This window comes from Nitrosococcus watsonii C-113 (assembly GCF_000143085.1).
Lineage (GTDB): Bacteria > Pseudomonadota > Gammaproteobacteria > Nitrosococcales > Nitrosococcaceae > Nitrosococcus > Nitrosococcus watsonii.
This window is the reverse complement of record NC_014315.1, coordinates 3,187,248-3,200,457: the sequence shown is the minus strand read 5'-3', so window position 1 is coordinate 3,200,457 and position 13,210 is coordinate 3,187,248. Positions and strand designations below refer to the sequence as shown.

General features: G+C 49.7%; 11 protein-coding genes and 1 pseudogene. 5 read left to right on the top strand and 7 right to left on the bottom strand.

Annotation, left to right across the window (positions count from 1 at the left end):
* Positions 1-124 precede the first annotated feature (124 nt).
* From NWAT_RS17185 to dusA, 3 genes are all read right to left on the bottom strand, one after another.
* Positions 125-499, bottom strand: coding sequence for a hypothetical protein (locus tag NWAT_RS17185; RefSeq protein ID WP_041350802.1), 375 nt, complete (start codon positions 497-499; stop codon positions 125-127).
* Positions 500-649: 150 nt separating this feature from the next.
* Positions 650-1,825 (bottom strand): AIPR family protein, encoded by a 1,176-nt coding sequence (locus NWAT_RS14610; RefSeq protein WP_041350801.1) that lies wholly within the window; start codon positions 1,823-1,825, stop codon positions 650-652.
* 196 nt (positions 1,826-2,021) lie between these two features.
* Positions 2,022-2,999 (bottom strand): tRNA dihydrouridine(20/20a) synthase DusA, encoded by a 978-nt coding sequence (gene dusA, locus NWAT_RS14605; protein ID WP_013221800.1) that lies wholly within the window; start codon positions 2,997-2,999, stop codon positions 2,022-2,024.
* Positions 3,000-3,169: 170 nt separating this feature from the next.
* Here dusA and NWAT_RS14600 point away from each other — a divergent pair, with 170 nt between their 5' ends.
* From NWAT_RS14600 to NWAT_RS14585, 4 genes are all read left to right on the top strand, one after another.
* Entirely contained in the window at positions 3,170-4,102 is a 933-nt protein-coding gene (locus NWAT_RS14600) for a glucosaminidase domain-containing protein (RefSeq protein WP_013221799.1), read from the top strand.
* Between the two features lie 259 nt (positions 4,103-4,361).
* Entirely contained in the window at positions 4,362-5,006 is a 645-nt protein-coding gene (locus tag NWAT_RS14595) for a TetR/AcrR family transcriptional regulator (RefSeq protein ID WP_013221798.1), read from the top strand.
* Positions 5,007-5,079: 73 nt separating this feature from the next.
* The gene (locus NWAT_RS14590; RefSeq protein WP_013221797.1) at positions 5,080-6,177 is read left to right on the top strand and encodes an efflux RND transporter periplasmic adaptor subunit; all 1,098 of its coding nucleotides are present in this window, start codon (positions 5,080-5,082) and stop codon (positions 6,175-6,177) included.
* Entirely contained in the window at positions 6,174-9,266 is a 3,093-nt protein-coding gene (locus NWAT_RS14585) for an efflux RND transporter permease subunit (protein ID WP_013221796.1), read from the top strand. Before NWAT_RS14590 ends, NWAT_RS14585 begins: the two co-directional genes overlap by 4 nt.
* Positions 9,267-9,543: 277 nt before the next feature.
* On the opposite strand, the pseudogene NWAT_RS18145 reads toward NWAT_RS14585, so the two are convergent.
* Positions 9,544-9,990 (bottom strand): annotated as a pseudogene (locus NWAT_RS18145) (cupin domain-containing protein).
* Between the two features lie 348 nt (positions 9,991-10,338).
* On the opposite strand from NWAT_RS18145, the gene NWAT_RS14575 reads away from it, so the two are divergent.
* Entirely contained in the window at positions 10,339-11,361 is a 1,023-nt protein-coding gene (locus NWAT_RS14575; RefSeq protein WP_013221795.1) for an ISAs1 family transposase, read from the top strand.
* A gap of 185 nt (positions 11,362-11,546) precedes the next feature.
* Here the strand turns inward: NWAT_RS14575 and NWAT_RS14570 are convergent, their stop codons facing one another.
* From NWAT_RS14570 to NWAT_RS14560, 3 genes are all read right to left on the bottom strand, one after another.
* Positions 11,547-11,957, bottom strand: coding sequence for a DUF7282 domain-containing protein (locus NWAT_RS14570; RefSeq protein ID WP_013221794.1), 411 nt, complete (start codon positions 11,955-11,957; stop codon positions 11,547-11,549).
* Between the two features lie 129 nt (positions 11,958-12,086).
* Complete coding sequence (locus tag NWAT_RS14565; protein ID WP_013221793.1) at positions 12,087-12,269, bottom strand: hypothetical protein; 183 nt, start codon at positions 12,267-12,269, stop codon at positions 12,087-12,089.
* Between the two features lie 222 nt (positions 12,270-12,491).
* Positions 12,492-12,692: a PLDc N-terminal domain-containing protein gene (locus tag NWAT_RS14560; protein WP_013221792.1), complete on the bottom strand. Its 201-nt coding sequence runs from the start codon at positions 12,690-12,692 to the stop codon at positions 12,492-12,494.
* Between the last annotated feature and the right edge of the window lie 518 nt (positions 12,693-13,210).

The window sequence follows — 13,210 nt, the reverse complement described above, 5'->3', positions numbered from 1 at the left end:
CCAGTAGCCGGTTAGCTTCGGCACGCCTCCCCCCTTTAATCGTATATCGCTACTCCGCTCACCTGCCGCTGAACGCAAGCGGCAAAGTCCTAGCGAACGGATAGTGAGCGGTTTGATCTTCTTGTTAGCCCACCTTGGCTAGCATTTCTTCCAAGACGCTCTGCCTTTTTAGTCGATCATTCGTGATATTCCCCAGGGAGCTGATTATCTTTACGGCATCAGTAAATACCGCCGTCCCCTCAGGCCCATGGTGTTCAAATCTATCAATCACCTTTTGAGCATACGTGTCAATTTTTTTAGAGCCCAGTTGTGGCAAGTTTTTTCCTACAACAATTGCGGCAGCCAGAGGAAGAATATGCCATTTAAATCTCCGCATGTTCTGAGGAATCGTGCTATTCGAGGTTAGGAGGTAAAAGCGATACAGCGTCAATGCACTTGCGCAGAAGATGATCTCGCGATTGGTATCGCTAAAAATCTTCTGCCCAAAATCTTGGTACATCCGCTTCGGATATCTAAATGATAAATCTGGCCTATGAAGAAACATCGCACAAACACACTTGGCAGCTTTGTGCAACGAGACAACTCGAATTGCTGAGATTCCTTTTCCCACATACTGTCTATCCCTACGCTCAAAATATAGGCGGCTATCTTAACCTTCGTATGTGTTGAAATATTCCTCAACTTTCTTTGCTATAGGGCTTAGTGAAAGGAACTGTGATTCTTCTATTTTGGACTGGCTATTTGTGGCGCGAACTAGCTCGCTGAAGACATCCTCATCCGTAGTTTCGACTACTTTGAGAGTAACCATCAGATCATCGGTTAATGCATTGCGGTTTTCATAGAGTACATGAGAAGTCTGACAGCCATTCACAATCTGAAAGTTTGATATATGTAGCGTAGTCCCTTGCACTCGAACATCAGGACTCACGAGAGTGACCCCGTTATTTAAGACTGGAAACCTTGTTCTCCCATCGCTATCAGTAATTGTTTCCGCGATTTGGGCGTTAACTGGATTTTCTGACCCCAAAAAATGTCGGACATTTTCCTCAAATAGCTGACCTCTTATGCTTCCATCTTCGCTTACCAGGAGATTCTCGACGTACTCCCTAGCCTTAACGACTACTAAGTATGCTTCGTCTATACCCGCGATCTCAGATAGTGACGCACTGCTATTCATAACCAAACTTGCTTCGATACCACTGTAGCTAGCCACCCAAGCCTTGATCAGCTCATCACGCCCCATAAAACGAACATCTGTATTTTGAAACAAACCCGATGTTTCAAGTTGTTTGATCATTTCTTTGCGAGCGGTCTCTAGTGCTTCAGGCGCAGCGTATGTTCCTGTAGTTACGAATATCGCACCGACACTAGGTTTGCCGTGCCGAATTTTGGGAACATTGCTAATTGCAACATCAAAAGCTGACCGTGCGTCTTGTTGTATTTCGTTTTTTGCAGTGTAAGGTTCCTGCGTGAAGAATCTCAAAACTGATTCCTTAAACTTTAAGAAATCGCCGAGATCAAACCCATCACTAGTTTTTGCTTGTACAAACACAGCTTCAACATCGTTGTTGCGGCGTTCTTGAGTAAATATGGACTCCGCATCTTCAGCGGATACAATGTGCTCCTCGTTAATAATGACCGCAATCCCGGCGGTCCCATCATCGTCCTCGCCCGTAGTTACATCATCCAGCTCTATGCTTGAAGCAAGCTTGCTTGAAAGAACGGCGTAATTAGCGAACTTCTCAAATTGAAGCGTAGGATTATCCGCTTCAAGAGCATATTCGCCAACGAAGCTATTCAAGTGGCTTGCAACAATACGGTGCATTATTTTTCCTTCATGATGTTTTTCCAGCCAACGCTTGAGTTAAGCGCCGGCCAGTACGGAGCTGTGACTGTGCAACTTCTGATTGGCACGACCGTTCGACTCGTTGTAGTGTACCGTAAGGTCTGAATTTTGTGGCAGCTAACTTTTTAGAGCAGGTATAAAATTCGGTTTTTCACAAAAATTTATTCTACCCTGACTAGCACAGCACTCTTTGTAAGGCTTCTCGAATTATCTCTATCCCCGCGCCAGGCCGGTGAGCATTTTCACTTAAATAACGGCGCCAGGCCCGGGCCCCTGGTTGGCCCTGGAACAACCCTAGAATATGACGGGTCATGCGACTCAAATATACGCCGCGGGCCAATTGCTCCGCTGCATAGGGCAGGAAAGCTTCAATAATCTCATGCCGGGTGGGTAAAGCGCGGAAATCTCCATAGAAGCGCTGGTCTACTGGTGCAAGCAGATAGGGGTTATGGTAGGCTGCCCGGCCAATCATGACGCCATCCAATAATTCTAAGTGCTCAGAGACCTCTTTCAGAGTGGTAATACCCCCATTGATCATTACTTCTAGTTGAGGAAAATCCCGCTTAATGGCCCGCACCACATCATAGCGTAAGGGAGGTTTCTCCCGATTTTCCTTGGGACTCAAACCTTGCAGCCAAGCTTTGCGGGCGTGGATGATAAAAGTCCGGCAACCTGCTTGCGCCACCGTGCTGATAAAACTGCTTAGCGCCTCATAGGAGTCCTGTTCATCAATTCCAATCCGGGTCTTGACCGTTACCGGGATTTGGGTAGCTTGAGCCATGGCGGCAACGCATTCGGCAACCAACTGAGGTTCCGCCATCAGGCAGGCTCCAAAGCGCCCAGATTGTACCCGGTTGCTGGGACAGCCCACATTAAGATTAACCTCATCAAATCCATAGTCTTCGGCTATCTGGGCACAAAGAGCTAATTCTTCGGGATGACTGCCTCCCAGTTGCAAAGCTAAGGGATGTTCAGAACTATGATGGGCCAGGAAACGGATTCGATCTCCATGAACGAGCGCCCCCGTGGTGACCATTTCGGTATAGAGCAAGGCGTGATGGGAAATCAGGCGGAGAAAATAGCGGCAGTGCCGATCGGTCCAGTCCATCATGGGCGCAATCGACACTTTATAAGGTATTGAGGAGCTTAGCATTTATGTTGTCTTTGGTTTATCATTGCATTTCGAGTTGGAGGAAGCTGTGAATGCTGGCCGGTTTTTAAGGTAAGGAGAGTTCGTTCCAGGTTCTCTTTTAATGCAGCCCACCTCACCAAACCACGGACAGTCAACAATTCGAGCAGAAAAAAAGGATTAGTTCAATCAGGATGGGTACCGCAAAAATATTTTTTCGCCTTATCAGCGGAGCATTACTGGGCGTTTTGATTTTTTCTGCATCGGTGGTAGCTGTCGCGGAAGAATTGGCATTCCAGTCGTATAAAGAGGTCGAGACTTTGTTCCAGCAGCAGGGCTATACGGTCGATGCCTGGCAGAAGGGCATCCGTAAAGTGCCTCGAATCTATCTTTCGAACATCCCTTCGCGATGGAAGAATAAGTATTCGAAAGAAATAAGCACGGCGAACAAGAAACGTCTGTTTTTCCGCTTACTGGGACCGGCCGTATTGCGCAGCAACGAGTTGATCCTGGCGGATCGCTCGCGCCTGGAAGCAATGGTAGCGAAGGATTCCCGGAATAGTGCCGATACCGCCTGGTTGCTGGGGTTAGCCAAGCAATACAAGATTGTCAACGGCGCTAGCGTTGACAATCTTGGCATCGAGCAGCTAGCTGAACTGCGTACCCGGGTTGATATTATTCCGCCGTCATTGGTGCTAGCCCAAGCTGCCAACGAAAGTGGCTGGGGCACTTCCCGGTTCGCTGATCTCGGTAATGCGCTATTCGGGCAATGGACTTACGGCGGGGACGGGATTCCGCCGAGGGAAAAGCGTACCGGCAAGGGAGACTATGGTATCGCGTCCTTCGAAAGTCCGATCGATTCGGTCCGTGCCTATATGTTGAATCTCAATACCCATCCGACCTATGCGGAACTACGCGAGAGGCGCGCGGTCTTGCGCAATCAAGGCAATGAACCAACAGGGCTTGCGCTGGTGGATACTTTGGTCGATTATTCGGAACGCGGACAGGCCTACGTCGACGAAATCAGGGAGATGATCCACTACAACCATCTCGAAGCAACTGACCAGGCATTTCTCGCTGATGAGGCACCCATTATCCTGGTGCCCGCTGGAGCGGGCGCGAATTAGCGAAGATAGAGAGGAAGTAAGTGTTTTTTATCCAGGCTTTCCCTTAATACTCAGGATCTGCCCATTGCCATGCCTCCCCGATGGTTATTTGCCTAGCTCCGCAAGCTTAGGTTGAATATCTTCACACCTTGTAGGGGAAAATATGGCAGTGATAAGATGAAAAATCAGAATCTTATGAAATTTTGTGTCTTTAAATTACTGACCGGTCGATTGGTAAATAACTATCCATGAAAGGTGTATCCAGCCATAGGAAGGCCCTATGATTAAGCGCCCGGCAGGCCGTGATCATGACACCCAAACGCCTGGCCAGGGGCGGGAAGCTATTCTTTCGGTCGCCAAAATCCAGTTTGCGGAGCAAGGCTATCATGGCACTACCCTTAGTACGATCGCGGCCCGTGCCAAGGTGTGTAAAGCTAATATTTTTCATCATTTTGGATCTAAAGAGGGGCTTTATCTGGCCGTTCTTAAGGATTACTGCGAGCAGTTAAGTCCTCTTCGAGGGGGCAGGCCGATTTCGGCGCCGACTTGTCGGGAGCAGCTGCGGCAGTTTGCCCAAATCCACCTTGAGAATATGTTCAATGAGCCTGGCGCCGTACAGCTTTTCCTGCGTGAACTACTGGCTCAGGACTCTCACCGTAAGGAAATGCTTGCCAAGGGTGTGCTGGAGGGCAATTTTGCCCGGCTAGTCCAGATGGTTCGCGAAGGGCAGGCTGCAGGGGAAATCCGCTCTACTATTGATCCAGCAGTTTTAGCGGTAGTGTTGTTGGGGGCAGATGTTTTTTTCTTCATGGCGCGGGATGTATTCCGGCATTTCCGGGATGTTAGTTTTGCTGAGGGAGTGGAGGACTACAGCAAGGCTTTGAGCGAAATTTTGCTAACGGGATGCTTGGTTGAGTGGGATTAAAGATCAGACATAAGCAAATAATAGGGTTCGGATAAGCTTATTTTTGCAAAAATCCGGAAGCTAAGGGATAACAATGTTAAAGCATCTTATAGTGGTAGTGCTAGCCTTGGGTTTATTCTTCGGCGGTATCTTCGGTTGGAAGTATTATCAGCAGCAACAGCAGGCCGCTCAGGCCGCCATGCCCCCCCCGCCAGCTACCGTGGCCGCCGCCAAGGTCCGGTCAGAGTCCTGGCGAACTTCTTTACAGGCGGTGGGTAGTCTAGTTGCCGTTCAAGGTGTCCATGTAACTAATGAGGTTGCCGGGCTCATCGATGCGATTAACTTTGAATCCGGAGAGCAGATTAAAAAAAACGCGTTGTTGTTACAGCTCGAAGATAGTGTTGATCAGGCGGATCTCAAGGGATTGTTAGCGGAGCAGAAGCTGGCGGAACTACAATTCCAGCGCAATACCCGTTTGCTCAAAAAGCAAATGGTATCCCGTTCTGTTTATGATGAAAGCCAGGCCCAGTTAGAAAATGCCCAAGCCATGGTAGCGGCCAAACGAGCCCTGATACGAAAAAAGCAGATTCGTGCCCCTTTTTCCGGCTTATTGGGAATCCGCCAGGTCGATCTGGGAGAATATTTAGCACCCGGCTCTTCCATTGTGCTTTTACAGGCGCTTGATCCTATCTATGTGGATTATTCCCTGCCCGAGCGCTATTTTTCCTTGCTTGCCCAAGGCCAAACCGTGCTGATTACCGTTCAAGCTTATCCCACACAGCACTTTAAAGGCCGCATTACCGCGATTAATCCAGGCGTTAATCCCAGCAGCCGCAATGTCCAAGTGCGCGCCACTTTTGAGAATCCAAACTTTAAGCTACGACCTGGGATGTTTGCCGAGGTACGGGCCATATTGCCTGAGCAGAAACAAGTCTTGACGGTGCCCCAAACGGCCATTACCTACAATCCCTATGGGGATATGGTGTTTGTTATCCAAAAGAAAAATGGCGGTCTAGTGGTCCAGCAGCAGCCGGTGCGGGCGGGCAAGGTGCGGGAAGGCCAAGTTGAAATTACCAAGGGATTGCAGGCAGGCGATTGGGTCGTCAGCGCGGGTCAGCTGAAATTACATAGTGGTCAGCAGGTTCAGATTAGCGATCAAAAAGCCCTGGACGGACGGGTGGGTGGCGCATGAAGTTTACCGATCTTTTTGTTCACCGTCCGGTGCTGGCCAGCGTGGTGAGCTTGTTAATTCTGCTGATTGGGTTACGTTCCCTGGCATTACTGGAGGTACGGCAGTACCCTGAGACCGAAAATACGGTGGTGACAGTGACTACCGCTTATCCGGGGGCCAGCAGCGAATTGATTAACGGCTTTATTACCACCCCCTTGCAACAGGCAATCGCCGAGGCGAAGGGGATCGATTATCTGGTGGCGACCAGCACTCAGGGCCACTCAGTTATCGAGGCCCACATGGTGCTGAACTACGATTCCAACGCCGCGGTTGCCGAAATTCAAGCTAAAGTCGCCAGCCAGCGCAATGTCCTTCCCGAGGCATCGGAAGATCCGGTGATCGACTCCACCACGGGCGATCCTACCGCGTTGATGTACATGGCTTTCTACAGTGAAGAGATGTTACCGTCCCAAATTACGGACTATTTATTGCGGGTGGTGCGGCCTAAGATCCAGGCGGTACCGGGCGTATCCAAGGCGCAGCTTATTGGTAATAAAACCTTTGCTATGCGCATCTGGCTCAATCCCCGCCGAATGGCTGCCCTGGGGGTGACCGCTGGTGATATAAGAGAAGTCCTGCTCAAAAATAATTATCTCGCCAGCGTAGGCCATACCAAGGGAGCCTACGTCGCTATTGATCTCAGCGCCACCACGGATATTAGCCGGGAAGAGGACTTCCTTAATCTAGTGGTGCGGGAGGCCGATGGCGCCCTAGTGCGCCTGCGGGATGTCGCCGACCCCAAGCTCGGCGCCGAAGACTATGACTCCACCAATTGGTATAACGGCAAGCCGGCCATTTTTATTGGCATTGAGCAGGCGCCAGGTGCCAATCCGCTGGATATTGCCGAACACCTCCACGGCCTAATGCCAGAGATACGCCGTCAACTTCCTGCTGGACTGAACGGTTACATTGTTTATGACGCCAGCGCCTATATTGAGGATGCCATTAAGGAAGTGTTCCGTACCCTTGCGGAAGCGGTGATCATCGTGATAATAGTGATCTTTTTATTTCTGGGCTCCTTGCGGGCGGCTCTGGTGCCGGCTGTTGCTGTCCCTCTATCCTTGATTGGCGCGGCATTTTTAATGCTAGCGCTGGGCTTTTCCCTGAATTTGCTGACTTTGCTAGCCATGGTGCTGGCCATTGGCTTGGTGGTTGATGATGCCATTATCGTGGTGGAAAATATCCACCGGCACTTGGAGTATGGAGGGTCCCGTTTTCAGGCCGCCATCCAGGGCGCCAGGGAATTGGGATTGCCTATTATCGCTATGACCACGACCCTGGTCGCCGTTTATGCGCCTATCGGTTTTATGGGCGGCCTGGTGGGAACCTTATTTACCGAATTTGCTTTTACGCTGGCGGGCGCAGTACTGGTTTCAGGGGTCGTGGCGCTCACCCTCTCCCCCATGCTTTCTTCCAAGGTGTTAAGGCCAGCCAGTGAAGCAGGCCGCTTTGAGCAGTGGGTGGAGCGCTTTTTTACCCGTCTTGCGGAGTATTACTCGCGCTTCTTGCGGTACACGCTGGACAGCCTGCCGGTCGTTATGGTTTTTGCGGGAGTCATGTTTTGCAGCATTTATTTTATGTACGTGACTAGCCACAATGAACTGGCGCCCACTGAAGACCAAAGTATCTTGTTTTTTCAGGCGACCGCGCCCCAAACCGCGACTATTGATTATGATGAAGCCTACTCCCGTCAGATCATCGAGATATTTGCAACTTTTCCCCAATACCAGGAAAGTTTTCTTCTGCTCGGCCAAGGCAGCGATCCTAGCACTGTTTTTGGCGGTTTCAAGATGCCCGTACCTTCCCAGCGGGAGCGCTCCCAGATGGAGATTCAGCCTGAGTTACAGCAAAAGCTGCAAGCAGTCGCGGGGTTTCAAATTGCGATTTTCCCCCGTCCTAGCTTGCCTGGTGCCGGCCGTGGGCTGCCGCTTCAATTCGTGATCACCTCGGCTGCGGATTTCTCCCGCCTGGACCAGGTTGCCGGCGACCTGATTGGGCGAGCAATGGGGAGCGGCAAGTTTGCCTTTCTGCAAAAATCCGTCAAATTCACCCGCCCCAAGACCACCCTTAACATCAACCGGGATCTGGCGGGAGATCTCGGCATTCGCATGGAAGATATTGGGCGAAATTTAGGAGTCATGCTGGGAGGCGGTTATATTAATTGGTTCAATCTGGAGGGACGCAGCTATAAGGTAATTCCGCAAGTAGCCCGCCGTTATCGTCTCGATCAGGAAATGCTGGAAAATTATTATATTCGCACTGGCGCGGGGGAACTCATCCCCCTGGCAACGCTGGTTTCCTTTGAAGAAGCGGTAGAGCCGAGCAAGCGAGTCCAGTTTCAACAGCTTAATTCGATAACCGTGCAGGGCGTTATGGCTCCGGGCGTGGCGGTAGGCGAGGCGCTGGCTTACCTGGAGGAACAAGCCCGGGAGACTTTTCCTTCCGATTTTAGCTGGGATTATGCGGGGGAGTCGCGGCAATATACTCAGCAGGGCAGTGCCTTGATGGTGACTTTCTTTTTCTCTTTGTTGGTGATTTATCTCGTTTTGGCGGCGCAGTTTGAGAGCTGGCGCGACCCTATTATTATTTTGATGTCTGTTCCCATGTCGATTGCCGGAGCGCTGGTGTTTCTTACTTTGGGGTTTGCGACCGTCAATATTTATACTCAGGTAGGACTGATCACGCTGATTGGCCTTATTGCCAAAAATGGCATTCTCATCGTGGAGTTTGCCAATCAATTGCAAGTGCAGGAGGGCCTTGGTAAGCGGGAAGCAGTAGAGAAAGCGGCTAGTATCCGGTTACGTCCTATCTTAATGACGACGGTTTCCATGATAGTAGCCATGATTCCCCTGTTGATGGCGAGCGGTCCTGGCGCGGTGAGCCGCTTCGATATTGGACTAGTGGTTGCCAGTGGTTTGGGGATTGGGACCTTATTCACCCTGTTTGTGGTGCCGGCGGTGTATTTACTGATTGCTCGCGCCCATAGAGAAGAGAAGGAAATACCTCAAGAGCCCATGGAGCAGGAAGATTCGTCGGGTCTCAAAGCATAAGTAATAGAAAGGACAATCCTTGCTAGACTTTGGCTAAAGGGCATAGAAGTTTCCCGTATCGTGAATAAGGTATTGGTAATTCGTTCGATTGATTAGGACTTGAAGATAATAAAATTTAGGCATGTTTTGAGAAGTCACATTTCTTTCTTAAAAATCAATTTTGCTGCGCTATATTATTAGCCCTCCAAAAGCACCGTCCGGACCAGGGATGAAACCATAAATTATTTTTGAGACAACAACAATAAAATATTAGGGTAACTAAATTAGATCTAAACACTTAGTGATGAGTGAGTTTAGTGATAATCTTTATGTGTTTCGGAAACATGTCAACAAGTTCTTCTCTGGATTTAAGTTCAAAATCAAAACCTGGGGACACCGTACATCCGATCAAAGAAAAATTATCCTCCTGAATGACTTCTGCGGCAAACCAATATCCGCCTGGCACGACAAACTGAGGCGTCTCATTGTTCTAGAAATCACGGCCTATAATATGCTGTGTATGAACACCATCATCAGAAATCATGTGAAGCCGGATAGGAGAGCCATCATAAAAATGCCAGATCTCATCTTATTTTATTCTGTGAAAAGCTGAAAAACCATCGGATCCAATTAAAAAGTAAATGCATGTAGAGTAGTTTCTTTTCCCATTATATGCAGGACCAAGACTACCCTCATCGATTTCACAAACCCCCTTTTTTCTCCAACGTACACAAACCGGTATCAATATTTTCTGGCCAGGTATTTCTTAACCACGATTCAAATAAATTAGATTTCATATTTTCACTCCAATACCCAAGGTAAGTTTGTATCTTGATTCTTGCATAACGAAAGTAGATTACATGCTGCTCTGCATGGGGACCAAGCGCTATTAGATATGATGATGGAAGAAGAATTTCCTGGAATTGGTAGCGATATGGACAGACTGATAGACTGGATACCGAATTTATGGTTTCACGAGCAACGAAGTAGGGGCATTTCCAGGGTTAACGCATGAAATTACAGAGTCGTGACCTGAAGCCTAATCGCCGCTGAGGTAAGCTGCCTTTTTACTTTTCTGTGAAGAGGTCTCACCATGATCGAGCAACTGATCGAGCAATTTTCTGATCTTGAGGACCCGCGCTGCGCAGGGAAGATCGAGCACCGACTGATTGATATTCTAGTCCTTGCGATCTGTGCTGTGATCGCCTGCGCCGAGAGTTGGGAGGACATTGCTTTGTATGGTTGCAGCAAATTATCCTGGCTGCGCCAATTTCTCGCCCTTCCTAATGGTATTCCTTCTCACGATACGTTTCGTCGGGTGTTTATGCTGATCGACCCGCAGGCCTTTGAGGCCTGCTTGACGGCCTGGGTCGGTACCGTTGCCACGCCCGGCGAGCGGGAGGTGGTCGCCATCGACGGTAAGACGGTGCGCCGATCCTTCGACCGGGGCTGGGAACAGTCCCCGCTGCACCTGGTAAGTGCCTGGGCCAGCGAGCAGGGGGTAGTGCTTGGTCAGCGTTGTGTAGATGAGAAGTCCAACGAGACCGCTGCCATTCCCGAACTGCTGGAGAGTCTGGCGCTAGAGAATACCCTGGTGACGATGGATGCCATGGGCTGCCAGAAGGACATTGCCCAGCGGATTGTCGATCGCCAGGCGGACTATCTATGGGTACTCAAGGCCAACCATGGCCATGACTATGCGGCCGTGCAGAAGCATTTCGAACAACATTGTTTTGGGCGAGGTGCCACAGCTAAACCCGTTTTCGATGCCTTTGATGAGAGCCATGGCCGATTCGCTACTTTCTGTCTAGCTTCATCGGTGACCCACAGGTGCTGGCTCAGACCATCCGTCGGCATTGGTCGATTGAGAATAACGTGCATTGGGTGTTGGAGGTCACCTTCCGAGAGGACCACAGCCGCGTTCGCGATCCCACAGCGGTGCGCAACTTCGCCCTGCTGCGCAAGATCGCCATTAACCTGGTGGGTCAAGACCGCTCCACCAAAACCAGTCTGCGTGGCAAACGCAAAAAGGCAGCCTGGGACAACGACTACATGCGCCAACTTCTCCAAGCCAATTTCATGCGTTAGCCCTGGGGGCATTTCAGTCTCACTGTGATGTTATATGAGGAGGGACATACCGTTAGGCTTTGTTATTCTGAAGTTACAAGCGAGCCGCCGATTCCTTCACCGACCTGTCCGACGGCTTCCGGCCAGTTAGGTTGCAGATAATCAGCATTGTGTCCATAGCAAGGCCGGCCCTATCGGGCGGCCTTGCTATAAAACGGGTATACAAGCCTAAGCTTATTCAATATCCATGGATGCGATAACCGGCTTGCCATCCTGGATCATCGGTACGTCCATATTCGTCCTATCGACACCGAATTCATAGGTACCTTTCTCGCCAGTGTCCTCGTGCAGCATGACGAAGACCTTATCGCCGGAGGCAACTTCCTCATTCAGGCTAACGCTGACGTTTTCTTGGGTACCGGATTTCACTGCCGAATGGCCAATGGATTGTGGTGCAATAATATTGCCATGCTCGTCGCTGGCGTGAATCACCACGAAACCATCATCCGGGACGGTTACACTATCCACGGTGATTTTGCTACCTGCCGGTTGGGGCGACACTTCGATTGCCGCCTTTTCGGCGGCGATGACAAAGCCGGCCACGCCGGTCATAGCCAGTACTAGTGGTAGAGTACGAAGTTTCATCCCATTGCTCCTTTCTTGCCAAGTCAATGAATCCTGTTTCGCTTTCACCAAGCTAGATGAGTGCGGCAGGGTATAGGAAAAAACTATCTTTCCCATGAGGATTAAATGTAGTAAACGCTTGCTTGGGTGTCAATCACGGTGATCATCGATCAAAAAGTAACTGCCTTCCGGTTCAGTTAACACAAAAAATAAAGGATTCTGCCGCGTTTTGGTGTTTCGGCGAATAACACAGCCAAGGGAAATCATCAGCTCAATATTGAGCATTACCTCATACCCCTTGTGATAGGTACGGCAAGCCAGGAAACGCTTCATTACCAGGTAACGGCTGCTGCATCACCAACACATAAGAGCGTGCGTTGGCTTAGCTCCCTTTCAATATTGAATTTCATGGTTTGTTGATCTGATTAGCTATTGCTTTAGCATAGTCAGATCCGGCGTATCGCGTTATGGCGACTTTCACTGGAGTTTGGTCGATACAAAAATGGACAGGCCCTTTACAAGCGACCCGCCCAAATCTTGCTGCGTGCGCAATCGCTATCCCTTGGGACCGAGCAATAGCCAGACGATCAAGCCAATCAAGGGAAAGATAATCAATACGATAATCCAGATTATCTTTGCCAGCGTACTCGCGCCGCTTTTCGCCACCTTGACGATGGCCCAGATGACGATGATTAACCAGATCAAACTCAGTATACCACCGAATACGTTACCGACACTGCTAAACAAGCTATCCATGTTCTTTCTCCTTTGAGTATTGAATGCACTGAAAGCTGGGATTAAATGTACTGAACGCTGGCTTGGGCGTCAATCACGGTGATCATGGATCAAAAATAACTGCCTTCCGATTGAGTTAACACAAAAAAGTCAAGGATTCTGCCGCGTTTTGGTGCTTCAGGGGAATAACAGCCAAGGGCGAGCCTCAGCTCAATATGGAAGGGAGCCGTAAAAGACGCAGATGGGTTTGGAATCAGACAGGCCCGATGAGTTCAAAGCCACTTGCAGGTGAAGGTGGCGGTGCTCGAGTAGGTAAGCTGAGAAGATCAAAATTTTGGTGATGGCGCCCAATTTCAGGATAGCGGCGATGATTTAAAATTTCTCGCTACACTTCGGGCCGTGTTCAATAATGTTGAATACCCGCTTCAACAGGCACGCTCAACCGATATGCACGGATGCAGAGGAGTGTGGCGCATCGTCATTCGTAAACGAAGGTTTTCATTCTCAATGTATCGACAGCTTAATACACTTCTAGTGCC